This window comes from Arthrobacter koreensis, assembly GCF_009193255.1.
In the GTDB taxonomy this organism is placed as follows: Bacteria; Actinomycetota; Actinomycetes; order Actinomycetales; family Micrococcaceae; genus Arthrobacter_B; species Arthrobacter_B koreensis.
The window spans coordinates 348,796-372,849 of the sequence record NZ_WACG01000001.1; the positions used below are offsets into that span (position 1 = coordinate 348,796).

Sequence of the window (24,054 nt, forward strand, 5' to 3'; positions counted from 1 at the left end):
TTCATTCCCTAAACTCCAGAGCTCATGTGAACACCCCCCGGCGCAGCTTGGCGCAAGCCGCCATTATGCGCTGGCGTAAGCGACGTCCCTGGTGTGTTGGCTCCAAATGATCAATATCATTCACCCCAAGCGCGTCGATTCGGGATGAAAGGGATTGCAACTCTGTCAGCAGGCTGGCCAGCCGAGATTCGTACAGAGTGGCTTCGGCGATACTTCTCGTTTCAGTAGGGACGGCTGTAAGAGCGGCAATCAGCGCGCTAGCACCGATTACCCCGTAGAGCTGGTTCCGCAAAGCATCCAGGCTCTTATTGGCCAAGTCTCCGTCTGATCCAAACGACCAGTCGGACGCAAACACCAGTACACCGAATACAGGTACGATCCACGAGAAAGCCCGGGCAGTCTGAAGTGCCCGGCGGTACTCCCGGCGGGAGAATGAGTAGTTGTTTTCCTTCGCGACCCGCATGAGCTTCCATACGTGGAAGGTAATGATGAGGACAGCCAACGAGTAGATGCCTATGACAATCCACGCCGTCGGGTTGAAACCGCCACCACCAGGGCGGAGTTCGATGGCTAGGCCTGTCAGTGGTAGCGCTAGGGGCCAAAGATAGCGCCGCCACTGTGGTCTGCCGGTTGCCTCGTATTTGATCCTAAATACCAAGACGAAAAGCCACGGGACGACAAGAGCTATCCCAAGGAAGGCATCACCGGTGTGCGAAAGTCGAGGGCCACTGAGAACGAACAGGGAAATGAGGATGGCCAAGATTCCTGCAAAATGTGCTGCTACGCGAGTCGAGGTGGAGCGAGTATCTGGTTTGTTGAGGACCTGAGCCATCGGCGTCACCGATTTCTCACTGCCCCATCAGCTGTGTCGGCGATGTAAGTCATCAGATCGAACATGGAGCGTTGTCCAGGCGACGATGGTGCACTGCGGCCCGGAGAGTGCCGGAACAAGAATAGCCGCAGTCTGTCTTCATACCCGCGTCGCAGGGCGTATTGCTGAAAGTGACAAAGGGCAAGAGTAGCGGCGCTGCGATGCTGCGAATTTTCATTGATTCTCCTGTTGACGGCCTGGGGTCCCGGAAGCGGAAGAGGTGAGACTCCAAGGCGGCTACTGACGATCCCGAGCCATAAAATCAAGTTTGCGTATTCGGTTCTGTTTCGATGACGAGATTAAGCGTCGCTGAGAACTATCTGCCGTGCATGGCCTTTGGTAAGGGGCCACGGAAGGTCCCGGTGTTGCGGCCATGACATCGGTCAGGGCAGTTGCGGCAACGCTGCTGGAGTTCCCCGCAGATTGCTCTCGAACGACTCGGACTATCAGTCCCCTGACCGCTGAAGGCGGAGCCGAGGTTTTGTCAGACGTTAGAACGCGAATCTAAATTCCACCCGCGTTCCATCAGGGAAGAACGTTTGCCTCGCGATGGCCTAATCGCTCTGAAGGCCCGCTTTACGGACCTCGATACGCCAGATTCACCTGAGACACCGGCTAGGTCGGGGGCACTCGCCAGGAATAGGTATTCAGTTGGCCGGCGGCACCCGGACGAGCTTTGGAAGACGATGATCCGGGCCAAGCCTTCACGATATGCGGTCCTTCAGCTGAACATTGTCCATGTGTGCGCTCCGATATCCTCTTCGTTCTGATCGGGACTGCTTGATGGGTTGACACATCTCGGGCGGCACTCAGGACGACGCCGGTTCGTCCCGGCCTGTAGATGCCGGCGCGATCTGGAGGGCCCTTTTCGGCGAGCCGCGCTGCCCCGACTTCGCAAGAATTTGTCGCGCGGAGCGATTGTTTGGGTTGTCATCTCTGTCCATTCGTGATGGGCAGTCGTTGCGGGGGCGGATTCGACCGACGACGCCGAAAGCTAGCCTTGCGGACTACCGTTATCCTCCTGCGCCAAGGCGGCGACCCCGCAGCCATCCAGCGACGTTAAAGGGCCGCTTCTAGTTCCGTCCAGGAGTACCCAAACATATAGTCCTCATCCTTACCGTTTGAGGCCCAGATCTGAGCAGCGTCGTAAACATTCAGCGTCTCGCCGTCGTCATCGTCATCGTCATCTAGGCCGTAGCGGCAGTCGAGGCAATACATCTCGGAGTAGACAAATCTCTTCGTCAAGGGAGTTCCACAATTGGGACAAGGGGGCGTTTCACCCACGTAGACATCGATCTCGTCCCAGCTCTTTTCCTTCTTCGAAAGGAAATCAAAAAAACCCAAGAAACCTACCCCCTACGGCCCGCCGAAGCGATCCTCTAATATGTGAGACCAACTGCTGACGACAAGCAAACGCGCCGTTCTAGACACGGCCAGCGTCCCCCGCTCCTATTAGGCACTGCCTCCTCGGATGTGGGACGAGATTTTGATGATCTTGGCCTCGGTGCCGCCGGGACCGTAACGCTGCACGCGCTCGTACCCGTTGACCACATGCTGGACAGGAGACCTTCTGCTGGCCACCTCGGCGATGCTGTCAAAGGCCGACTCCGTATACTCAGGGACTTTCACCAGGGCCGCGGCGGCGACATGCTTAATCCCTTCTGGCGTTCTCCATGTCAGGAGCGTAATCCCGCAGGCAACCACAATTCCGCTGACGACGAGGACTGGTTTAAGTGCTGGATGTTCCTGGATCCGCTGCCAGCGGGTCGGAACCTCGTTTGCATCCTGTTCGCAGGTATTCATGTCAGACCTCTGCGCCTCGGCGGAGTGGTACCGGACTAGCTTGTCGTTGGGCTGCTCTAGACGTGCTGGCAGCCTCGCCCGATCCAACGGGTCCTCGCGATCATGATCGGGCATTCGGCCAGTGTAGCCGGGTTCGGAGCCCTTGGTCGTGGCATTCATGACCTGGATGACCGCGGCCTGTACCACGGGATCGCTATTTGCCCCTCCCGTTCGTTTTCGTAGGACGGCGTTTGTCGTCACTCGGTTCCTGACGTGGGTCTTGGCTCGTCTTGGTCCAAGGCCAGGCACTCACCCTTTTTAACGCCTTCCGCGGCTGCCTCCAGATTCCGTTCCTTGTCTAAATGCCAGCCGGGCGACTAATTCAACGCATCCCCGCGCCGGTGCGCGATTACCGAGTGATCTTCGGAGCGGCTCACGGCAATCGCCGTGAGCCTGTGCTGTCCTGTGGGTGTGTCCTTCTACTTTGCGAATCAGAGAACCAATTTCGAACAGGTCATTAAGACCAAGACGCTTTGGACGTGTCCTCGCCCAAACAACGCTCCACTCAAGGAGTCTCGTCGGCTGATCAAAGATCTACGTCGCGGCGATGTGGTGTTCCATTATAAGGATGGGGCTCTTCGCGCAGTCAGCACAGTGGTCGAGGAATGGACGGATTTTCTTCGGCCACCTGAGTATCCAGCTCGTCCGGGCGAGGAGGACGACGGCTGGCTGGTGCGCGTTGAACCACTGAAAGAAGGTGTCAACATTAGCTACAAAGACCTAGGCAGGACTATCACCCTCGGCGATGGAGGACCGCTGAAAAAGGACGGTAGTGGGGCAGCTCAGAAGTACCTGTCGTCGATGTCCCCTGAGGACGGGCACCGTTTGATGAAGGTGCTTGGATTGGACATCCCTGGGACCGATGGCAGCTGGCTCGGTCGTCCACCTAGTTTCTGGGATGGCGATGACTCCGACGTCGATGCATTCCGCAAAATGCGGGCAGAGCAACGCGACCTTCGCCAGCACCTCATCGCGGGCAGGACCGCGGCGTGCTGCGCGCTATGCGGCAAGTTCCTACCGGTAAATCTACTCATTGCGGCGCACATCAAGCCACGCTCCCACTGCAACGAAGCTGAGCGGCGAGACTTCCAGGCAGTAGCGATGCTGGTCTGCAACCTTGGTTGCGACGCCCTGTTCGAATGGGGCTATATCGCTGTAAATGACCGTGGGAACATCATTACCGTTCGTCCGGCAGCTACGCCACACACCGTGCAGGCCGTTGCCCTCCTGCAGGGACTCCCCTGTTCGGCCCACAACTCCACGACGGCACCACACTTCGCAGCTCACGTCACCATTGCACAGCAACGGGAGGGAAGCCCCAGCCAATCAAAGGAGAGCGCGAAAACGTACTAGACCCATTGTTGGCGCTCGTGCCCCTCGCTCTTCGGGAGAACCACCGGACTCCACTGCTCATCCGGACCTAGTCCAGGAAACATATGCCGCGCTGCCGGAAAGAGGCACATCCTTCACTCAACGGCGGTATCCCTCCCCATCTCAAGGCACCGCCTAGACCTTATGGCCTGCTCGTCAAGCGCGGATGTTGAGTGGTAGGGCCAGTTCATCAGAAAGCTGCTCAAGCTCGGCGAGACCGGGCGTGCCGACTCGGAGCGACTCGAGCAGCCACGAGGCAAACATTGTTGCCATCGCGGTGAAATGTACTGTCAGCTGCTCATGAGGGTCAGTGGCCTCACCCGCGACTATGAACTGTTTCTGGTCGTCTAGACCCAAGAAGGCGGTCACCGTCTCACTCGTGACATGAACAATCTGAGACTGTTGCACATACGCGGTCTTGAATGTTCCGTCGAAGTCGATTTTGTCGATCATATTCGTGACGCGGAGTAGCCTTTTCCCTTCATTTGTCCCGAGCGCTGCGTCTATTTCGTCCTGAGGCGTATTGAGGTAATTCATGATCGACCGGAACGCTCGATCGCGAGAATCCTGATAACCCGCGATTAGCTGGTCAGGGCCGCTTTCATCAAAGTGCGCCCATTGTGCCGTCAAGGCATGCTCAAGCGCCTGCCGGGCTACGGCGACAGCCTCACGGGAACGTCCAGCACGATGCAGGACGACGTAGGCACCCCCATAACGTATCGCTTGGGCACAGATGCCGTAGACAGTCTGAAACTCCACTTGGTGTGCTTCAGCGACCTCGAACGGATCCTCCTCAAGTAGCCGCCGCTCGCGCTCCTCAATAAATCTCAGAAGTGCCTCAATGTCGGGGAGAGTTTGATGTGGTGTGGTCACCCACCAAGTATGCGGGAATTAGGGTGTGCAGCAGCACGCTCACAATGTGCCGCCATTCGCTCCGCGAGATGGCTTGGCAGCACTGCGCGAAGGCCGGGCGTCGAGCAGAGCAGCCGGTGGATTCCTTGCGAGCTGATCGGGCCGACCGCAAATTCATCCACGGCCTGTCGCCAGACGGAAGATCTCGGTCTCAACTTGCACTCTTGTTCGACCGTACGACTCTCCCCAGTTTGCGAGCAGGTCCAAGTATTCGCCGTAGGAACTCGTGCGGTTTCTCTCCAGCCGTACCCCGGCCGAATCCTTGAGCCACTCGACGATCCGGTCGTCCAAGATCGGGGCGGCCTTAAAGTCGTCGGGGCCGTCGTCGGCTGACGTGAAGTACAACCACTTGGTGAAGTAGGAGGGCCCCAGATGAAGGATCCGGCCCTCATTGTTCATTAACCGGAAAGCCTCCAGAGCCCCGTCTGTGCAGACAGACTTAGCTCCTGCCTCCAGTCTCTCTGCGACGAGGGGGTCGACCGCTTCGGAAATCGCATCAGCGCTCCGGGCCTTCGTCTGCGTGAGTATCCACCGCGTTCGCAGCGCACCCCTGCCGGCAGCCGTCCCCCACCCCCAAACCATTGCCGCTATAAATGCGGGCAGGACCCTGCCCGCTTTCATCTCGGCCGATACAGCATCGAGGGTTGACTGCCGGCTAACGCTGTCAGGAAGCCGTTCCAGGAGCGCCAGTACATCCGGAAGGTCGTGCAGCTGGTCGATCCACGGCTGCTTTCTCCAAGGGAATGGTTCCTGAGGCCGGGCATGGCCGTCGAGGGCTTCCTCGAGAACAGAGGGAAATTGTGGTGTCATGGGCCAATCCTCGCCCATTGATGGGGTGTTCGCTGGCAACTGGTCATGTCGTTGGCAAATCCTTCGGCGAAGCCATAGTTCTGCCAATCTGATCCACGGCTAGATCCGGACGGGTCTGACTGGCCATGGACCCACGCGGAAATGCTGCGGAGCTTCCCGCGGAAAGTTTTCCGCGTCCATATCCGGGATGTTCCGCAAAGGATTTCCGCAGCTGTGTCGCCCTGACACCACACGGATGTGCTCTGACAAGTGCGGAATTGCGGACGGAACCCCACTACTTCTCTTTTGTCTCCCCAGAGACATTAGGAGGTGTCAATCATAGAAGGAAACTAGTGGGATAGGTTCCGCAGTTCCGCAACTCCGAATATTAACCCATCCAGAGATGCCCCCTTCCCTTCCCTGACTTGGGCAGCCGGGTGCGGCGACGGCACCGTCCTCCTGTTCATTCACTGCAGGCGCGACGCCTCGAGCTCGGCAATTGAACGCCGGATCCAGCTCATCTGATCCTGTGCCTGTTGAAGCTCTTCCTCCGCCTGGCTCGCGCGCCATTGAGCCAGGCTGAGATCCCGTCGAAGTTCAGCGATCTGGTCGTCAACACTCTCACGGTCGTGAAGCATTGCCTCGAGCGGCACATCGAGCAGTTCTGCGATCACCACGGCCTCGTCGAGCCTGACTGCACGCTCATACTTTTCGATCCGGGTGATCGCGCTGGCATCGATCTTCTGGTTGAGGACTTCGGCGAGGCGGTCGGCCAGAGCAGCCTGGCTGAGACCGACGCGACCTCTCTCTTCACGCAGACGACGGGCGAACGTTTGACCTGGCAATGCGCTCATGCGGATTTCCTCTCCGATGCGACTTCGTTCAATGTGATTTTTACACATTTTGTCTGCGTGTTGCGTTTATCGCATGAAATCGTTAGTCTCGTAACACGATCACAAAGAATCGTCCCTCTGCACGACCGATAGCTCGGCGGCAGTCAGGGTGACACAAACCTGTGCTGGCCTCGGCTGCGATGCCGAGGTCCAAGCGTACGGTCGATGGCTGACCGGCGTGGGTGACATAAGTGCCGCTGCGGAGCTGAGACGCCTGCAGCCGTGGCCAGGGCGTGAAGAGCGCCGTCCTGGTACACGTGTAAAGCGCACCGTACGACCTCTCGAGGTGTCACCCCTTATGTCTAACGCATCAACCGCATCTACCGCCGCCTTCGGACCGGACCTGCTTGATGTCCGTTTTGTTTCCGGACTCGGCTACGGCCACCCCCAGACAATCCGCGGCCGTATCCATCGGGGCGAAGTGCCCGCCGTCCTTGTGGGCAACCGGTTCAAGATCCGCCGCGAGGATCTCCATCTTCTCTCCCAGCCCTTTGGCCCCGCTCACACAAATGACGAGGACGATCTTGATGCCCTCGTTAAGCAGATAGTCGATGGATTCCCTCCCCTGACAGCCGATGAGAAGGCGGAGCTCGGCCAGCTGCTGGCGGCCGCCCTCAAATAAGAAGGGCCCCGGCGAACCGGGGCCCTTCGAAAACTCTTAACACCCATCGAACGAGTTGCAGCTCGTTTATACCTCGATAGGACTCATTTAATCATGCCAGAAAACTCCGCCGATTTGCCAGCTCCTGCGCTGGCCGGCCAGAAGCCCGACAAGAAGTCGGCTGCTCAACAGCTCATTGAACTAGCCCGGGACTGCTACGACCTTGGAGTCGACTCTGACGGCAAGCCGTTCGGCGTCCGTAAGGGCGGTCACGTCGCCGAACCGCTCAGCGGCGGGAAACGCTCGATCCGTCAGGATCTTAGCGGCATCTTTTGGCGCGCGACCGGCCGGACAGCATCGCAGAACGCGCTAACCGAGGCCATGGCCGTACTGGAATTCGAGGCGCAAGAGCAGGGCGAGCCAGTTAAGATGGCGCTCCGGGCCGCACGCCCCAGTGACGACGTGATCTACATCGATCTGGGAGACAAGAACGAGCATGTCTTGCGCATCACGCCCGACGGCTGGGAGGTCCTCGATGGAGACGCCAGCATTCCTGCACTCTTCCGCCGGACAAACCTGACGGCTGCCCTGCCGCTCCCTGAGCGGGGCGGCGACGTGAATCGGCTGTGGGAGTTCGTGAACATGCGCGAGGTCGCTGACCGGCAGCTCATCATTGGCTGGTTGGTCGCCGCCTACGCGCTGGTGGGGCTGCCCTGCCCCATTCTCGGGATCCTGGGTGAACAAGGAACCGCGAAAACCACTAGCGCACGGCGTATCTTCTCTTTGTTCGATCCGTCCTCGGCAACCATTCGACGCCCGCCGAATGACGCCGACCGGTTTTTGCACGCCGTGCACCACTCCCGCGGTTCGGTCTTCGACAACATGTCCTCCTTCCCGCGCTGGCTGTCCGACTCCATGTGTCGCTGCGTAACCGGGGAGTCTGATGTGGATCGCTCCCTCTACACCGATGCAGACGCTCGAGTCATCCAGGTTCAGGCCGTCCTTGGATTCACAGGCATCGACGTGGGTACTCTGGCTGGCGACCTGGCGGAACGCTGTGTCTGGGGTGACCTGGCGGTCATTCCGGCGAAGGACCGGCGTTCTGAGCGCGAGCTCAACGCCGCATGGGACGAGGCGTATCCCTCCATGCTCGGGGGCCTTCTCGACCTTGTCGTCTTGGCGTTGAAAGCGCTTCCCCAAGTCAGTCTGGTCGAGAAGCCGCGCATGGCGGACTTCGCCGAGGTTCTCGCCGCACTCGACATCGCCACCGGCTCACAGGCGTTGGAACACTATACGCGTGCACACGAGTCTATTGCCGAAGAGATCGTCGACACAGACAAATTCCTCGGGGCAATCACCTCGACGATTACCCAACGCTGGTCAGGCACCAACAAGGATTTGCACGGGCTGCTCCCCCGTCCTGCCGACGAGAAGTACTGGCCCGGGGCTCGGGGCATCAGCGGAAAACTGCGTAGATCAGCGCCGGACTTACGCAAAGCGGGATGGGTTATCGAAGAGCACAAGCCTGATCCTGCGAGCAAGCGTTCCAAGACATGGGTCCTTGTGCCGCCGGAGGCGCAGATCACCGACGCGGAGATCCTCAGTGTGCAACTTTTCCAAGAGATGCACGCCATCGACGTTGAAGGCTGGACGACCCGCGTCCTCGCAGACGGCGCCACAGCGGACTGCGTATCGGAGCACGTCTCGCTCCTCCGCATGGGGAGCAATTGCCTTTGCGGGCACCCCCAATGCAGCGCCGTGGAGTGGAAGCCCGGCTACCTGGGGTTCTCTGAGCGCTCGAAAGCCATCGACGCCAGACTCAGAGACGAGCTCAGCCGCCTTGGGATGTCCCTACCCGAGTTCGCTCAGCTGATCGCAGCCGACCATGCAACTGGCAAGGGGGAACAGCGATGAGCGCGACCATCGACCCCCATGCACGGTTCCCGATGTTCTATAGCAACCCGGCAATCCGTCTTCTGGCGACTCACCCTCGATGGACTGTTTCCGGCCAGCTTGGGGACGATCCCGATTCGAAGGGGAAAGCACCCATTGATGTCAGGGCATTGTTGGACACCGGCCGTATTCGCGGAGCATGGAAGAACGATGAGAATTGTCTGGTCACCCTTGACGAACTCACCGACAGGCTGCCGGAGGCGGCTAACTCTACCTTCTATCTGCACGGTCACACCGACGGGCTATTGGTCATCGACGTTGAACCGGGCTGCCCTAGTGAGACCGCTGCAAACCTCCTGGCCCTGCCAGACATCCTCTACTGCGAGATATCCATGTCAGGACATGGCTATCACCTCGTCGTGGCACTGCCGAAGAACTTCTACGAGCTCACTGCCGCAGCCAACAAGAGGGTCCTGAGGGAGGCGCATGGCTGGTACGAGATATTGATCGATCACTGGGTGACCTTCACTCGCAAACCAATCGGCGAAGAAGTCATTTCCCTGGCAGGGAAGATCGATTTGAAAGCGGCACAGTTCGCCTCGGTGGACGAACTGTATGCCTCGTTAGCCGAGACTGCACAGGCTTCCAGCAGCGCGGCGACGGAGGTCACCACCTCCACCCAGCCGCCTGAGATCAAAGCCGGGCAACAGGTTATCGATCGGACTCTTGCATTGTCAGCGCAGCGGTTCAAGACCCTGGAACAGTTCGGTGGGGACCAGTCCCGCTACGAGTTCTCCGTACTCGGCGTACTTTATCGCCAGATGCGCGTTCAGCTGGTCCTGTTCAGTTTCGTGCATCGATCCACTTACTCCGATAGCGATCACGCATGGCTGCTATACCAGGCCGCCATGAAAGTGCTGCCGAGTCGCCCCAAGCACAACGAGCGCCGTAACGGCCGGCCGTTCCTGCTCGACCGCGCGGCAGCGATGGTCGCAGCAGCATCAAGCAGTTGACTATTCACCTCCACAAAAACGGATACAGAAGATCGTCAGCTCCCCTGCTGGCATATCCGTCCAAGTCCCAATTGATGACACAACCGAAAGGAAACACACGATGAGCATCGAGGACGAGATTGCTGCCGTAAAAGCAGCAGCAGAGAAGAAACTCCGTCTGCTTCGTGAACGTGAGAGGAAACAACAGCGGGCCGTCGATGCACGCATGCTGTCTTTGCTGCGGAGGCAGCACGCCGACTTTGCAGAAAAGCTCGAAGCTACGGCACGGGAGCAGCTCGGTACGGAGACGGCGCAGCGGTCCGCGATCGCTAGAGCTTCCAGGGCTTCCCGGCCGGAAGTTTCGCAGGGCAGCAGCGATACTGATGCCCGCTACGGCAACCAAGACGTGGAGTCCGTGCCGTGACGGGCGGCCAGGCAGCGGTGTGCCGTGAATCCTCGGTTGCAAAAGCATCTGGGCCCGGTCCCGGCGTTCGGGTTTGGGGTTCGAAGGGGAAGGGCGCAGCCCTGCCCCTCGCAAGCGGCGCACTGGACGACGAGCGAAGCGCTGTCGGACAGAGTGCCTGCTTGCGCTCGTTTCCTACCGTTCCAACCATGCTCCAACGATGTCAGGGAGGTTCATCCGATGAGCGGATCTACTCAGCAGCTTGCGCCTGATTCGAGGAGCCGCCGGATCGACACGCGGTTCAGCAACGCTGAACTCGCGTTGGTCGAGAAGGTGGCGGGCTGGCGGGGGCTCCCTCCGTCGGCCTTCGTGCGGGGTGCGGCTCTTGCCGCGGCGAAGCGATTGGAGGGGCATGGCCCCGACGAAGAGGGCGGCACGTCCTTTGGTCCGTCCTCGCTGACGGCGGACCAGGTCCTGGTGGTTGATGCCGCACGGGTTGATGTTAAGCGGGTCGGGGTGAACCTCAACCAGCTGACCAGGCTCTCCCATCTGGGAGTAGTGGACCTGGGCATGTTGGCGCCTGTAGTAGAGCAGCTCGCGGAGCACTGTGAGCGTCTGGTCGATGCACTCGGTGGAAGGGGCAGCCAGTGAGCATAACGACGGTCTCGCCCGTTTATGACCTGGGCACCCGTTCGGACTATCTGGAGTTCGGGGCGGGGACGAAAAAGAAGAACCACAAGGCCTCCGGCACCGATCGGCTGGCTCCGGGGTTCTACTGCGACGCTCCGAGCATCGGAAAGTTCATCCAGCTCGGTAACCGGTTGGCGGAGCAGCACGGCCGACGAGTGAAGGCTCATTCGTATGTGCTGTCTTTCCACCCCGACGAACTGTATGTAAATGATCCCGCCGACCTGAAGCGAGCCGGAGATCTCGGGTTCCTGCTGGGGAAAAAGATGCACCCCAACAGCCCTGCCATGGTCGTTGTGCACAACGACGGCAAAGGGGGCTGCGTGCACGCACACATCACCATCCTGAACCACGACACAGTGACCGGCAAAGCCTCGCGTGATTTCCGTGTGCACTGGCAGGTCAAGCGTGCCAACGATGCCCTTATGCGTGAGGAAGGCATGCGGGTTATCGAGCCCTCGGACACACGGTCGAGGGACTCTTACTGGGTCAAAAATCGTGGTGACAAGGCTGCTTTTGACCAACAGCTTGGCGATGCCATCACGGAGGCCGCTCTCGACGTCGCCGCAGTGGACATGCCGACGTTTGTGGAGGCCTGCGAGTCCCGGGGAGTCGAAGTCGTTCTGGCGGAACACAGGGTCCGGGCTGACGGGTACCGGAACAAAAAGGCCGGCGATTCCGCCGTTGGAATTACTTACAAGATGCGTGATGAAGTCACGCCGGAAAAAGAGCCCCGGATGCGGAGACGGAAGGCCTCTGCCCTTTCGCCGGAATTCACCGCCGAGGGACTCACGGAAGCGTTCGAGCAAAAAAAGATCATGAAGGGACAGACACATGGGGATCATGGAGAGACTCGAACAGCAGCATCGCGAGCAGAGCGAACTGCTGCAGACTTTGGAACTGTTGAGCGATTTGCACGGCCGGCTCGACGGGATCGAAGCGAATCAGAAGGAAGTCGTCAGCACGACCAACGCGTCCACGCAGAGCATTATCAGGATATGGACCGAATTGGAGCTGCTGCGGCGGCAGATGCAGCCGCAGCAGCGCTCCGACGAGTCCGCGAAGGCATCCTCGTTGGAGATGTTAACGACGCTGGGCAACACCCAGCAGGAGATCCTGGAACTCCTCAGCCGCACGAAGACCGTGACGCTCCCCAACGGGGCCAGCGTAACCGCGGCCGACCTGTCCGGGCACGCTTTGATGCAGAACGTGTCGGCGGAGATCAGGGGATTGACCGAGGCGAATTCTCGCTTGGCTGACGAGCTGCACCAAAAACGCGGGGTGAGCATCGACTACGAGAAACTCGCGGCGTACATGCTTCCCAAGCTCACGGATCAGCTGAGCGCGCAGACGGCAGCTATGCAGGCAGCCTGGGCTGCCGCGGCTAAGCCCGTCCTGAGTGAGATGAAAACGACCCAAGAATCACTGCACGAGGTCGGTGCCGAGGTCAGTCTCCAGATAAGGAACGCCAGGGATCAGGTGCGGAAACTAAGAGGCACTGTCACCTGGCATACGGTCGGACAGATCGGTGCCGCTCTCTTGCCATTCGCCTTGGTCGCCTTCGTCAGCTTCGGCGCTGCCCAGACTCTTTGGGCGGCGTTTGGCCTGCAACCTATCCTGCAAACTGTGTGGGAAGGGTTCTCGGACAGCGCCGAGTGGCAGGGAAAACTCGCAATCGTAGGAGGCGCCTTCGCCTGCCTCGGCGTGTATGGATGGGTGACCTGGCTGCTCGGAGGCAAGCTGTACCGGTTCTACAGAGGCTACTGAGAACCCGGGCCGATTGAAGGACCCGTTTTGATTATTAATTGGCCAAGCTCGGCCAATCTCCATCCGCGATATCGGGCAGGCTCAGTTGTGTCCCGAGAACGGGCCGCAAATGGGCCAAAATCGCACCAAGACCAATACGGCAAAGTTAGATGGGGCCAGTTTTGGCCACCGATCACCCAGATGTGGCCTACCTTCATCTGTAACCACGGGCGAATGGGTGGTAACCACAAACCGCTCTGCGCAAAGAGGTTGAAGCCCGCACCACCCACTGGAACGCATCTCAGGACCCCCCATTTCCTGCCCCTCGTAATATTTAGGCGGAGCGCATGATGACATATCTCATTTTTCTACTCGCACATGAATAGAACAGGGAGAAAAGGATTCAAGAATGCCACTCTTCATAGTCCAAACCCGCCTACGGACTCTTGCCTATGGGCGGGTAAGCCTTAGACGTGAGTGCACGCAAAACGACACCCGAATCCCCCAGACGTTCTTTGGACGCATACCGCAGAAACTCGTCTCTGCGCCGAAGACTAACCGCTGTCGCCGAGACTGAGCCCTCGACAGAAGAACCAATCCTCTCCTCAGATCTGACACGAGAACGAATCCATACGTCTGGTGCCGGGCATGCAGAACTCCTGAATGGGACCGGGTTCAAACGGGGCGCAAACCTCCCGGAGCTGATTCGCTCGATGGCAGATTTGGCTGGCAGCCTAAGCCGCCTTAGCGGGATGGCTTCAGCGGCCGCCGTCAGCCATGGCCCCGGCAGTCCGCCAGATCCGTTAGACGATTCCCTGCGGATATTCTTCGATCGGCTCCTCGCGTTCCTGACCATCCGGCGCCGCGGCCCCGTTCCGCCCAAGACACGCACAGAGATGTTAGCCCGCAAGATCAATATCCTCTACGACACGGCCACGGTCGAGAGAGGGGAGGAGATGATCTTCGCGGCTATCGGCGAGGCGGCGAAGAAGCGTGGTTACTCCATTTCCAGGACCCGTTGGTCTCTCCTAAAGAGCGGCAAGGAGCAGAAGGTCCCGGACGAAGTCCTTCGCGTACTTGCCGGTGTCTTTGGCGTTGATGCCAGGTACTTGCTTCGCGCAGACTCTCCGCTCCCAGAACGGATACAGCACAGGATGAGCGAGTTGCGCAGCCTGCGCCGAGAGAGGGTGCGTTCGATGGTTGTCCGGGACCTGGCAGACGTCGATCCCGAGGCGCTTCTTTTGATCACCGCGATTCTTGATGCGGGTCAGAAGACAGATCTACGGCTGCCCGGCCAGGACAGAGGAGGCCACTATGGCTGACCAGCACGTGCAGGAAATAGCAGGTATGTTTGTCCCTGCGCTGGCCGACCAGAGCCAAGGGCAGGCATGGTTTGCAGACGGCCAGACATTGGCCGCGTTCACTGTTTTAGCGGCGGTCCTGTCCGTCGTTACTCTGGCGTTTATGCGACGCAGGCGGACGCAGAGCGTCAAGCGTGGTCCGGGTGTCCTGCTCATGCCCGGCAGCACATCCGCCAACAACGAATGGTGGACACGGGTCCAGTGGGCATTGGACGCAACAGCCTCCGGCAACGAGAGAAAGTACTCGTACGGAGCATCGTTGCTCATAGTTCTGGCGAAGAGCAAAGCGGCAGGACCCAGGGAGAAAGCCGTGTTGGACGCGGTCTGGAAACACTCCAAAACGAGAATGGAGGACCCGGATATCCTCCACCTGATGGAGCACGTCTCCGTGAGAGAGGTTATCGAGGGTGTATCCACTCCTGTACCTCTAGCTCGCACCCAGGACATGGAGATGCTTCGAGTCTTGAAGAGGGAGATCCTGGCGGCGCGTCTAAAGGTTGTCCTTGACGAGCAGCTCGGGCGTGAAACGTCCCAAACGGTGTATCAGCTCTCGGAGATGAAGCTTCCTCGGCCCCTCAGCCCACCGGGCTGACTTAGTGTGAAGCCATGATTCCATTCCAAGTTGTCGATCAGGCAGCAACTGCTGAGCCCTCGGCAATTCAATACGCACTTGAGAACTTTGGCATCCCGATCCTGGTCGCCATCCTAACGACGATTGTGCTCGAGTTCTTTGCTAAACCTCGTTTAGAGGCCCGCAAGCAGAGGCTGATTCGCGACCGTCAGCAACTGGACGAAGTGATCTTCGCTTTCCAAGCACTGTCGCTCTCTGCAGGGTCTCTCCTGCCGGAGGACTCTTTACGAGATGCCGATGCGGACGCATACCAGAAGACGCGCATCCAGTCGGTCATCGATGCTAGCGAGGCGCTCCTGACAGCAACCAGCAGACTTGCACCAAACTACTCCGCACGACACGGGGAGCACATAACCTTCACGACTCGCTTCATCGCCATGATCCGGGGGCGTGCCGGCCTCGTCATGGGGAATGAACGTTTCCGTGGAAGCGACGATCTAATCACGATGGCTAATGATTTGGACAAGTTCGATGTCTATTTCAGGGCAAACACGTCTATGCGTGACAGCCAGGAGCCTCTAGTTAAGCGGCTGGTGTGGCCACTCATATTCAGGAGGGAGACTCGCCAACTAGCTATAGACACGTTGGCCCGGTATGGGATGCCAGCTGGGTCCCCTGTAAACAGCTAGGGCCCTGACCGAGAAGCGAGGGGAGGGAAACAGTATCGCGCGGTAATAACGTAGAGGATGGTTCCAGGAGCTTGCCTCGGTGCCAGGTTCAGGCCAGCCCTATCAAGTGTTAGGGGGGCGGTTTCTAAAGTCACGTTTGGGGTCGCCAGTCGCTGCGGCCCCCCAGCGCCCGGTGTGGTTTCCTGGGTTTCTCCTTGTCATAGTGCGTAGGTATGGGTACTTCCCCCCATCACATGCTGTTGATTTCCCGCCGTTTTCCGGTTTGGATGGGGCGGGTCATTGGAAGCTCTATGGGGGGGTGGTTTTGTGAAGTTCGATTCGCTCCCGTCCTCGCCCGGGGCCTCAGCGGGCGCAGCGGATGGAGTGTTCGACGTCGACCCGGCTGCAGTGTCAGCAGTGGTGCTGGAGACGGATGCCGAGGCGGCAGCATTCGCTGACCTTGCCTATGCGCTGTTCCAGGATCTTTCGGGGCTGGTTGAGGCATGCCGCTCAGATGTCATCGGTGAACAGCTTGCGGAAATCGCACAGGACACCGTTCACCGTGGAATGAACGTGGTGCAGCGCCGCACCGGCAACGCATTGAATGCTGTCGCGGAAGTCCTGACGATCCTGCATTCCGCAGATGCAGCTATGAGTGATACCGCCAGAGTATCGGCAGCGGAGGCAGCCCAGGCCAAGGCTGATGACGATCCCTACGCCTTCGAGCGCCCAGACCATATCCCCGGGCAGGTGACGCCCTGGTGAGTACAGGGATCGATCTGGCAGCGTTTGAACGGATGCTCCCGGACAGTGAAGCACTAAGGGCACGCGCCGATGCGCTGCGGGACACCGGTGCCGAGGTTGAGTCCGTTGCTGCGTCCGCGGCCACGGTCTGGGGGCGGCTTCAGGGGCAGGGAATCTACGAGGGACCGGGCCAGGAAATCGTCTTCTCCGCCTTCGCCCCAATTCGGACCAAGGCAGCCGATATCGCAGAGGCCATGGGCGAAGTCCGCAGCGCAATCGTGAACTATGCCGAGGAAGCGGCGGAAATCCGCCGAAGGTTCGAAACCCAAGTCCGTCCGGCTGCTGAGGCGTTCGCCGTTGAAACGGCAGGCCAAACCGTCAGCGAGTGGGATGATGACCGGGACCTGGTGGAGCGTCAGAACGCGATTATGTCCCAGCTCAGTGTCTTGGCGGCTGATCTGGATGCGGCCCAGCGTGCCTGTGCCCAGGTGCTGGCTCGGATCAGCTCCGGCACCAGCAAGGAAACGGACAGCGGCAGCGGAGGCGACCCGCTCGGATTCGCGGGGGCGTTCGCTCAGGGAGCCGGGTATCTGGCATCAGGCGCCCTGCCGACCACGGCATCCCAGTTCGATGCCGCCGCGAAGTCAGGGCACGGACTCGCCTGGGGCAGAGCGGTCGAGCACGACAATGGTCTGCATCCCTTCATCAGGGGCATCGGTGACCAAATCATCGGAGGTTACGAAAGTTTCGCCGGGCTGCTCGGCAAAAGGGGCATCCCCGCTCAGCTCGAAGCCACGCAGGGTTTGCTCTTCATGCTCGGTTCCCTGACCGGCAGGAATGCCGCGGCTGAGCAAAACCGGGCGGAGATGCTTCGGCAAATGGCCCAAGTGGACCTGTTCAAAACCGATCCCAGCCGCGCAGCCGGCAGACTGGCGTTCGATATCGGAACACTGTTCATCCCCGCCGGCGCGGCCGCTAAGGCCGGGACTTTCGGGCGAGTACCAGCCCGTGCAGCCCATGTGGAGCTGCCCGCTCCTCGGCTGGAAGTCACCACCCCGCCGACGCCAGGCCTGCACACCATACGGGAGGCACACCCAGGACTCCTGGACCGTCTACGCACCTGGGCCCAGGACCACACGGTCGACCCACAGCCGGCCTACGCAGGCGGGAAGCCCGGAGGCGGCCACCAATTCGACGTCGTGCGCAGCGAAGCCCCGGATGGTGTCGCCGGCGGTGGCTCAACGCCCCCGGGTGGCGGCACCCAGTACGGAGTCCAGCTCCCGGACCATATGAATCCCAATGGACCCGGCCGCAATCCTGAAATGCAGCCTCGAATCGGTGCCTCCGAACATGGCCCGGGCGAATGGCGGCTGCAATCCTCCTCACCCCAGGGACGGGAGTACCAGGAGTTCATCACCGGTGTCCATGCCGCCGACGGCAAGGTTCCTGAGTACATTCTTGAATACGACAAGGTGGTGGACTCTGTGACCGGAGCTATCAGCCGTACCGAGATCAGGATGGATAACTTCCACTGGGACAAAGGACCGCCACCCGTTCAGGTCTACTCCGACGCCAAAGGCCACTATGCCTTCTTCGAAACCCGCTTCAAGAACTCGAGCCTGTATAACGCCAAACTTGATGAGATGTACCGGAAACAGTTCAGCAACCAACTCACCGCCATGCTCCAGAAGGGTGGCAACACGCGGCTGGAGTGGCACTTTCTGGAAAAGAAAGTCGCGGACGACTTTCTCGATCGGGTACTCAGCGATCCCCTGGGCGCCCGCCTAGTGTCCGAAGGGAGAGTTGTCATCCAATGGACGCCCATGCCGTAATTCATCAATGCGATACATTGAGGACCATGAAACGCGCCCGCGAAGTTCTGGACCCCGATTCAAGAAAGCCGTTCATCACCCTGAGTTGGGCAGGCAGGAACGAATCGGCAGCGGAACTTGCGCCACGGGTGGAAGCCACAACCGATCGAGTCTTGGCTCAGTACAAAGGTTCCCCCGCGGTCTGGTTCCAGAGTCCAACGGACCTCGGTCAAGATCCGGTTCACCTCCCCGGGGATATTCCGGCTCTGACGGATCTACTGGAGGACTCTTTCGACCGGACGTTGGGCGACTATTCCTCCCGTACATCACTAAGTCTGTTTGTCGATGAGGATCCCCCGAAATTGGACCGGACGTCCACCAGCCTCAGTCTTGCGGTCGGCTCAGGCGAGAGAAACACGGTGACTCTGCGGCTGACGGAGGATTTCCCATTGGGTTCTCCCTCGCAAGCTGCACGCCTACTGCTGGACCTGACACGGATATGGCGGCCGGATTCTGCGGAGTTAATGACGATTTCTGCAGCCAGGGCCGCCCTCGGAAAGGGCCCATACAACCACGTGGCTTACATGCTCTGGGCTTCAGACAAAGCCTACGCCCCTAGCCCGGAAATCGAAGGAGAGCTGGTCCTCCCGTACGGTGAGGGAAGGTTGCACGTGGCACGAGAATGGACCGATCAGGCCGTGGTCGCGTTGTTTGAAGAACTGGGTCGCTCCGGCACACATCGGGCAAGCGCGGAATCAAATCTGCAGGAACCGCCGCACCTGAAAGAAGGGTATCCCGACCAGCTGACTGACCTAGACAGTCTTGTTTCCTGGGGCAGCTCCGGAACCCCGCGGTTGGACTGACTGCAGAGAGGACAACAGGCGCTGGGCATTGGCGGGTGAACTCAGCAAATAACCCGTCTCAACCAGGGCGTCGTATTCCTTCTTCGACATCAAGACCGCGGACCCTCGATCGGAAACGATCTCGACCTCAGAACGTTCTAGGTTGACCTGTTCGATGAGGTCCTCAAGGTCTCGTTGTGCTTCGAATACATTAATGGCCATAGCTACTCCTCTCGGCTCGCCATACCGTCTTGGATAGGTGCATCGTACCCAGTCATCGTAGGCCGCCATCTCTACCGCCCCCCCCCCCCGCTGCCACGGGGAACATTCTCGTAGCATCTATGCAAAGTTACGAATGCGATCGAACGGGTCCACCCGCAGGGCACGGCCTACTTCGAAACCCCGCCGTGCCAGGAACAAGCTCCACTCTTCCCACCTGACTTGGACACGGTCCCGTCATTGCACATTACGGAATAGCCCGAACCGAACGACCCGCCGTAGGTGTAGCCGCCAGAGCCTGATGAACTGGATTCAGGGTTCGATCCGCTGTAAAACGTGCTGCCGCCCGGGCGGGGAGAGGCGAGGCCCGCGGCCGTTAGTCGCCGATCGTATTCGGGGGCGAGCTCGGCCAAAAAATCGATCATGGCGTACATGTCCGTGTCGCTGTGAACGTAGTCAGCCGGATAGCACGACTGTGCCATGACCAGCCACATGGACCTGGCCAGTGCTTCCTTGTCGGACTCGGACAGGTGGCTTACGTCGCCCAGGGTGAAATACCCGCTTCCTCGCTGCCGCATGTCTTCGCATACGCTACTTCTGAGTCGGTCGAAGTCACTTCGGTCCAGGGGTACAGCAACAGCACGGTATTTAGCGCTGATGTTCTCAAACATCAGGTCGTCAAGGATGCTGAGGCTGGTCTCCGACTTGGCCTGCGGCGCTGTGCCGCCAAAGGCTGATGGGGTCGGTGTCGACGGAGCTGCATATGCTGGCACTCTCTCGGCTTGAGGCGGCGCGCTGGCGGTGGTCGACGGGATAATCGTGCTCTGTGGTGCGCTGCATCCGGAGAGAAGAATGGCAGCTGCACAGGCCAAGATCAGGACACGTCTCAAAATTATCCCCCTGAAAGTTCATTTAACTGTTCGAACCTTACCTGTCAGCGACGCGTACGGGGGTACGGCACAAAATCCACATCATAATGTCGGTTATGTTGTGGGTAAGGGACTCGGCTCACAACGCTGTACCTGCCACAGCCACGGCGACGATACCCTGCTCGGGTGAACTCATCATGCCGGTTGTGGCCCCGCGGGCGATCACCCGAGCCAACGGATCATACTGTCACGGTCCCTCGGCCCTTCCTGGACGTCACCTTGACGGTCGCGGGATCGAACTTCTTCTGACCCCGCGGATGTGGGTAGAGCCGGACCTCGACGAAGTAGTTGATCAACCTGCGCTGGGCCATGAGATCGGCCTGATCGAATACGGCAACAGGATCCTTGGCCTCCAAGAATGACGAGAGACCCTCCCCCGCCGTGAGCGTCCGACGCTCGGACTCCAAATCGCCGATGAAGCCCAAGGCACGCTTCCTGATGCGCTGGAGGTCGAATGCCTCAATAAGCTCGGCATCGTAGTCGCTCTGCGCGCGTTTGATCTTGCCCTGATGGACCGTGACTTGCTCGTCGATTTCAGCCACACGTGGGATATCGTTCACAGGCATCGCGTCCTGAAGATTCGGACGGGATAGACGATCACGGACGATGCGGACCACCCACTCATCGACCTGTTCCCGGGAACGGACGATGTGCCCCGCGCACCGGTAGCGAGCTGAGTGCGCTTTCACAGGCATCTCGCAGATGCCGCAGAGGAAGAGCCCTGAGCCAAGGTGCTTCCGAGCGGTGCCGACCCTGTTGGTGAGACGTTCGGGTGCGTCCAGTCGCTCCTGGACGGCCCACCAGGTCTCCTCAGAGACCAGCGGCTCCCACAATCCCTTGACTGGATCGTTGTTTTCATCGCGCAGGATCGAGGCGCGCCATGAGCGGCGCTTACCGCCATTCGGATCGTCCGGGTCCGCCGGAGGAAGTGTCTTCGGAGTGTAGCTGCTGTAGCCGGCGTACCGCGGATTGCGCAGGATGCCCAGCACAGTGGATGAGGTCCATGGCCTGTCGTCAGGAACCTCGCGCAATGCCAGTCCCTCGGTTTCCCGTCGCGCGTTTCGTTCAAGCATGAGCGTCCGGTTGTGCTTGGGCAGGACCGGCAGGTCCTTGGGAATGTGATCCCCAGCCTTGCCGGACAACCCCGCAGCCAGAGCGGCGATGGATACGCCATCTGGCGTCGCGAAGTGCTTGTAGATCTTTTTGACCGCTTCAGCTTCGTGCTCGATCACGTCGCCGTTGATCGCATATCCCAAAGGCCGTACACCCTTGGGTGCCCTCCCCTGCTTGGCGCGCTGGCTCTGCGCGGCCGACTGCCTGGCAGATTTCCTGTCGACTTCTCCTCGGGCGACGGCTGCCTTAATACGGGCGTACATCCGGCCGCCGTCGGTCGAGAGGTCCGCCTCCCCGTTAGCCGTCACGAGCTGCAGTCCGCGGTCCTCGGCTGCGTCGATCCAGTCCTCGAGCTGCCTAGGCTGACGGGTCAGACGGTCTAGGTCCCAGCAGATGATGGCGTCAAAGTAACCAGCTTTAAAATCGGTAACCATGCGGTCATAAGCAGGGCGCTTCTTCGTCTTGTCGGTGGCCGACTTTGATTGATCAACGTAGTAACGATCCTCGTCGACGGTCCAGCCGCGGTCGCGGGCGATCTTCTGGCAGGCCTCTCGCTGCCGATCTATGGCCAGGCCATCCATCTCGCGGTCAAGAGAAATGCGCAGATAAACTGCGGCACGCATGGTCTGAGTGGTCACGCCGGACAGCCTAGCCCATGAGGCTTCTTTGCGCCGGAACACGCATCTTTTTAGGTCTCATGTGACTCCCCCCGTTACCTTTTTCGTAGCCCGTTTCTGATGCAGGATATGGGTGTGTTGGCCGGTCGGTTCCGGCATGGTTTTTGCCCCCAGTCATCCATGATCCGGGGGGGGGTGTTGCCACCGGAACCGACATGGCGGCCGGGGAATCGCTAATAGAGGCACGGCCAACGAAGCCATTCGTAACGTGGATGCGACTCCTGCCGCCCAGACCAGCCAACAGTCTCAGCACGATTAGACGGGGGTAATCATGATTCTGCAGCACGAGAGCATCGACGTTTTCCTCGGCCTGGACGTCGGCAAGACCGGCCACCACGCCGTTGCCCTGAGCCGGGCTGGCAAAAAGCTGTACGACAAAGCCCTTCCTCAGGACGAAACCAAAATCCGGGACATCATCAGCGCCCTCTCTTCTCACGGGAAGGTCCTGGTCGTCGTGGATCAGCCAGCGACTATCGGTGCGCTGCCCGTCGCGGTCGCCCAAGCCGCTGGAGCAACCGTTGGTTAGCTGCCTGGGTTGGCGATGCGCCGGATCGCCGACCTGCACCCGGGCCAGGCAAAAACCGATGCCCGCGACGCGGCCATCATCGCCGAAGCCGCCCGGTCCATGCCGCATACGCTGCGGTCGGTGGAACTGGACGATGAATCCCTGGCCGGGCTCGGCGTGCTCTGCGGTTTCGATGATGACCTCGCCGCTCAGATCACCGCCACCTCAAACCGGATCCGCGGACTGCTCACCCAGATCCATCCCGCCCTGGAGCGGGCACTGGGCCCGCACCTGGACCACCCGGCGGTGGCAGACCTGATCACCCGGTATCCAACCCCACAGGCGTTGAAGACCGCAGGCCGCGGACACGTCAGAGCCCGGTTGAAGAAACACGCACCAAGGGCTGCCGATCGCCTCACCGAAGCTATTTTCAACGCACTCGGTGAACAGACGGTCGTGGTCGTGGGCACCGGTGCGGCCGGGATCGTGCTGCCCAAGCTTGCCGAGCAGCTCCTGGCGCTGCGCCGGCAACGCGACGAGATCGCCTCCCAGGTCGAGGCTCTCGTGGAGGCCCACCCTCTTTACGAGGTCCTGACCTCGATGCCGGGCATCGGCGTCAGGACCTGCGCACGAATCCTCACCGAAGTCACCGGCAAACACTTCGCCTCCGCCGCCCATTTGGCCTCCTACGCCGGAATCGCACCGGTCACCCGCCGCTCCGGAACCTCCATACGCGGTGAGCATCCGAGCCGGCGCGGTAACAAGAAACTCAAACGAGCCCTGTTCCTCTCAGCCTTCGCCGCTCTGCATCATCCACCGTCCAGGGCGTACTACGACCGCAAACGTGCGGAAGGTAAACGCCACAACCAAGCCATTATTGCCCTGGCCCGGCGCCGTTCTGATGCCCTGTTCGCCATGCTCCGCGACGGCACCCTTTATGAAGACCCGGCACTTAAGAACCTGCCCTCAGCCGCTTGACCAAAACCATAGAGGCACCCCCCCCCCGGAGCAGCCTGACCGAAGTCTTGCCGTGTCTGGGTGGACGGCGACGCCAGAGTTTGACGTGGAGAAGGCGGTTTAGGCAGCTCAGCTCAGGCTATGAGGCACCTCTTCAACCGATACGGCCGCATAGGTCCGCACGATCGCACCATCAACGCATGAAGGCCGGCCTCAGGGCTGCCGAGCCTCCAGCCTAGAGTTCGGGCGTCGAACAGCGACGTCAAGAAGGTCTCGCTGAACCTTTACGGTGAAGCGCCTCATCGGATCAGAGGACACGGAGCCATCGACGCTTCCCGGATCGTCGGGTGGTACAAGTCGACCTACTAGAGGCACCGCTCTGTAGATGAAGTCATGTAAACTCCGGTCGCTGGCTGCAGCTTCTGAGACAACGTTCGCAGAACCTTTGCCCGTACGTCGCCGGCAAACGAATCCCGTCTCATCAAAGAGATGTCTGCGAGGCCGTCGATTGTCGGTCCCCGTCTGTAGCTTTGCCACTGTCGACAGGAAGGCTGGCACCCTAAACGTCCCCGAAGCCGAGACCATGAATCTGCGGATGGAGAGGATCTGAAGACTTGGTGTCCGTCAAGCAGCGAGAACGTCCCAACTGCGTGGATG

At 59.9% G+C, this 24,054-nt stretch carries 22 protein-coding genes and 2 pseudogenes; 15 read left to right on the forward strand and 9 right to left on the reverse strand.

Annotated elements, in window-relative coordinates; translation table 11 throughout:
• Window positions 1–22 precede the first annotated feature (22 nt).
• The 3 genes from GD628_RS01555 to GD628_RS01565 form a co-directional block, all read right to left on the reverse strand.
• A complete protein-coding gene (locus GD628_RS01555) occupies window positions 23–760 on the reverse strand; it encodes a hypothetical protein (protein WP_152273635.1) in 738 nt (245 codons plus the stop codon).
• A 1,170-nt stretch (window positions 761–1,930) separates the two neighbouring features.
• A complete protein-coding gene (locus GD628_RS01560; RefSeq protein ID WP_152273636.1) occupies window positions 1,931–2,215 on the reverse strand; it encodes a hypothetical protein in 285 nt (94 codons plus the stop codon).
• Between the two features lie 108 nt (window positions 2,216–2,323).
• Complete coding sequence (locus tag GD628_RS01565; protein ID WP_152273637.1) at window positions 2,324–2,914, reverse strand: hypothetical protein; 591 nt, start codon at window positions 2,912–2,914, stop codon at window positions 2,324–2,326.
• A gap of 210 nt (window positions 2,915–3,124) precedes the next feature.
• On the opposite strand from GD628_RS01565, the gene GD628_RS01570 reads away from it, so the two are divergent.
• Complete coding sequence (locus GD628_RS01570) at window positions 3,125–4,066, forward strand: HNH endonuclease signature motif containing protein (RefSeq protein WP_152273638.1); 942 nt, start codon at window positions 3,125–3,127, stop codon at window positions 4,064–4,066.
• Window positions 4,067–4,240: 174 nt separating this feature from the next.
• Here the strand turns inward: GD628_RS01570 and GD628_RS01575 are convergent, their stop codons facing one another.
• The 3 genes from GD628_RS01575 to GD628_RS01585 all read right to left on the reverse strand — a co-directional run bounded on the left by GD628_RS01575 (window position 4,241) and on the right by GD628_RS01585 (window position 6,639).
• Window positions 4,241–4,957 (reverse strand): hypothetical protein, encoded by a 717-nt coding sequence (locus GD628_RS01575; protein WP_152273639.1) that lies wholly within the window; start codon window positions 4,955–4,957, stop codon window positions 4,241–4,243.
• Between the two features lie 153 nt (window positions 4,958–5,110).
• Window positions 5,111–5,806, reverse strand: coding sequence for an 8-oxoguanine DNA glycosylase OGG fold protein (locus tag GD628_RS01580; protein ID WP_152273640.1), 696 nt, complete (start codon window positions 5,804–5,806; stop codon window positions 5,111–5,113).
• Between the two features lie 446 nt (window positions 5,807–6,252).
• Window positions 6,253–6,639 (reverse strand): helix-turn-helix transcriptional regulator, encoded by a 387-nt coding sequence (locus GD628_RS01585; RefSeq protein ID WP_193313170.1) that lies wholly within the window; start codon window positions 6,637–6,639, stop codon window positions 6,253–6,255.
• Between the two features lie 337 nt (window positions 6,640–6,976).
• On the opposite strand from GD628_RS01585, the gene GD628_RS01590 reads away from it, so the two are divergent.
• The 13 genes and pseudogenes from GD628_RS01590 (at window position 6,977) to GD628_RS01645 (ending at window position 19,018) form a co-directional block, all read left to right on the forward strand.
• Window positions 6,977–7,300, forward strand: a complete 324-nt coding sequence (locus GD628_RS01590; protein WP_152273642.1) for a MerR family transcriptional regulator — start codon at window positions 6,977–6,979, stop codon at window positions 7,298–7,300.
• Between the two features lie 93 nt (window positions 7,301–7,393).
• On the forward strand, window positions 7,394–9,193 hold the full coding sequence (locus GD628_RS01595; protein ID WP_152273643.1) for an ATP-binding protein: 1,800 nt from the start codon (window positions 7,394–7,396) through the stop codon (window positions 9,191–9,193).
• On the forward strand, window positions 9,190–10,185 hold the full coding sequence (locus tag GD628_RS01600) for a hypothetical protein (protein ID WP_152273644.1): 996 nt from the start codon (window positions 9,190–9,192) through the stop codon (window positions 10,183–10,185). The genes GD628_RS01595 and GD628_RS01600 overlap by 4 nt, the downstream gene beginning before the upstream one ends.
• Before the next feature lie 100 nt (window positions 10,186–10,285).
• Window positions 10,286–10,588, forward strand: a complete 303-nt coding sequence (locus GD628_RS01605; RefSeq protein ID WP_152273645.1) for a hypothetical protein — start codon at window positions 10,286–10,288, stop codon at window positions 10,586–10,588.
• Between the two features lie 219 nt (window positions 10,589–10,807).
• Window positions 10,808–11,218: a hypothetical protein gene (locus GD628_RS16425; RefSeq protein ID WP_193313171.1), complete on the forward strand. Its 411-nt coding sequence runs from the start codon at window positions 10,808–10,810 to the stop codon at window positions 11,216–11,218.
• A pseudogene (locus tag GD628_RS16955) lies at window positions 11,215–11,682 on the forward strand (relaxase/mobilization nuclease domain-containing protein); the annotation flags it as partial. The gene GD628_RS16425 and the pseudogene GD628_RS16955, both read left to right, overlap by 4 nt.
• Window positions 11,683–12,088: 406 nt before the next feature.
• On the forward strand, window positions 12,089–13,021 hold the full coding sequence (locus GD628_RS01615) for a hypothetical protein (protein WP_152273647.1): 933 nt from the start codon (window positions 12,089–12,091) through the stop codon (window positions 13,019–13,021).
• Between the two features lie 875 nt (window positions 13,022–13,896).
• A complete protein-coding gene (locus tag GD628_RS01620; protein ID WP_193313172.1) occupies window positions 13,897–14,322 on the forward strand; it encodes a hypothetical protein in 426 nt (141 codons plus the stop codon).
• On the forward strand, window positions 14,315–14,953 hold the full coding sequence (locus tag GD628_RS01625; protein WP_152273649.1) for a hypothetical protein: 639 nt from the start codon (window positions 14,315–14,317) through the stop codon (window positions 14,951–14,953). The genes GD628_RS01620 and GD628_RS01625 overlap by 8 nt, the downstream gene beginning before the upstream one ends.
• 14 nt (window positions 14,954–14,967) lie before the next feature.
• Window positions 14,968–15,621, forward strand: a complete 654-nt coding sequence (locus GD628_RS01630) for a hypothetical protein (RefSeq protein ID WP_152273650.1) — start codon at window positions 14,968–14,970, stop codon at window positions 15,619–15,621.
• A gap of 306 nt (window positions 15,622–15,927) precedes the next feature.
• Window positions 15,928–16,365, forward strand: coding sequence for a DUF6507 family protein (locus GD628_RS01635; RefSeq protein WP_152273651.1), 438 nt, complete (start codon window positions 15,928–15,930; stop codon window positions 16,363–16,365).
• Window positions 16,362–18,176 carry a hypothetical protein gene (locus GD628_RS01640; protein WP_152273652.1) on the forward strand — a complete coding sequence of 605 codons (1,815 nt, stop codon included), beginning with the start codon at window positions 16,362–16,364 and terminating at the stop codon, window positions 18,174–18,176. The genes GD628_RS01635 and GD628_RS01640 overlap by 4 nt, the downstream gene beginning before the upstream one ends.
• Window positions 18,177–18,202: 26 nt before the next feature.
• Window positions 18,203–19,018: a hypothetical protein gene (locus GD628_RS01645; RefSeq protein ID WP_152273653.1), complete on the forward strand. Its 816-nt coding sequence runs from the start codon at window positions 18,203–18,205 to the stop codon at window positions 19,016–19,018.
• On the opposite strand, the gene GD628_RS01650 is transcribed toward GD628_RS01645, so the two are convergent.
• The 3 genes from GD628_RS01650 to GD628_RS01660 form a co-directional block, all read right to left on the reverse strand.
• Complete coding sequence (locus GD628_RS01650) at window positions 18,968–19,336, reverse strand: type II toxin-antitoxin system Phd/YefM family antitoxin (protein WP_338083402.1); 369 nt, start codon at window positions 19,334–19,336, stop codon at window positions 18,968–18,970. The genes GD628_RS01645 and GD628_RS01650 overlap by 51 nt on opposite strands.
• A 50-nt stretch (window positions 19,337–19,386) precedes the next feature.
• The gene (locus GD628_RS01655; protein ID WP_152273655.1) at window positions 19,387–19,887 is read right to left on the reverse strand and encodes a hypothetical protein; all 501 of its coding nucleotides are present in this window, start codon (window positions 19,885–19,887) and stop codon (window positions 19,387–19,389) included.
• A gap of 437 nt (window positions 19,888–20,324) precedes the next feature.
• Complete coding sequence (locus GD628_RS01660) at window positions 20,325–21,896, reverse strand: recombinase family protein (RefSeq protein WP_226802294.1); 1,572 nt, start codon at window positions 21,894–21,896, stop codon at window positions 20,325–20,327.
• A gap of 310 nt (window positions 21,897–22,206) precedes the next feature.
• On the opposite strand from GD628_RS01660, the pseudogene GD628_RS01665 reads away from it, so the two are divergent.
• Window positions 22,207–23,418, forward strand: a pseudogene (locus GD628_RS01665) (IS110 family RNA-guided transposase).
• Window positions 23,419–24,054 lie beyond the last annotated feature (636 nt).

Coding starts and splice junctions, on each gene's coding strand:
- GD628_RS01600 (WP_152273644.1), top strand. CDS start 9,190: ATGAGCGCGACCATCGACCCCCATGCACGGTTCCCGATGTTCTATAGC.
- GD628_RS01650 (WP_338083402.1), bottom strand. CDS start 19,336: ATGCTACGAGAATGTTCCCCGTGGCAGCGGGGGGGGGGGGCGGTAGAG.
- GD628_RS01585 (WP_193313170.1), bottom strand. CDS start 6,639: ATGAGCGCATTGCCAGGTCAAACGTTCGCCCGTCGTCTGCGTGAAGAG.
- GD628_RS01645 (WP_152273653.1), top strand. CDS start 18,203: ATGAAACGCGCCCGCGAAGTTCTGGACCCCGATTCAAGAAAGCCGTTC.
- GD628_RS01615 (WP_152273647.1), top strand. CDS start 12,089: ATGGGGATCATGGAGAGACTCGAACAGCAGCATCGCGAGCAGAGCGAA.
- GD628_RS01655 (WP_152273655.1), bottom strand. CDS start 19,887: ATGTTTGAGAACATCAGCGCTAAATACCGTGCTGTTGCTGTACCCCTG.
- GD628_RS01625 (WP_152273649.1), top strand. CDS start 14,315: ATGGCTGACCAGCACGTGCAGGAAATAGCAGGTATGTTTGTCCCTGCG.
- GD628_RS01605 (WP_152273645.1), top strand. CDS start 10,286: ATGAGCATCGAGGACGAGATTGCTGCCGTAAAAGCAGCAGCAGAGAAG.
- GD628_RS01595 (WP_152273643.1), top strand. CDS start 7,394: ATGCCAGAAAACTCCGCCGATTTGCCAGCTCCTGCGCTGGCCGGCCAG.
- GD628_RS01620 (WP_193313172.1), top strand. CDS start 13,897: ATGTTAGCCCGCAAGATCAATATCCTCTACGACACGGCCACGGTCGAG.
- GD628_RS01590 (WP_152273642.1), top strand. CDS start 6,977: ATGTCTAACGCATCAACCGCATCTACCGCCGCCTTCGGACCGGACCTG.
- GD628_RS01580 (WP_152273640.1), bottom strand. CDS start 5,806: ATGACACCACAATTTCCCTCTGTTCTCGAGGAAGCCCTCGACGGCCAT.
- GD628_RS16425 (WP_193313171.1), top strand. CDS start 10,808: ATGAGCGGATCTACTCAGCAGCTTGCGCCTGATTCGAGGAGCCGCCGG.
- GD628_RS01630 (WP_152273650.1), top strand. CDS start 14,968: ATGATTCCATTCCAAGTTGTCGATCAGGCAGCAACTGCTGAGCCCTCG.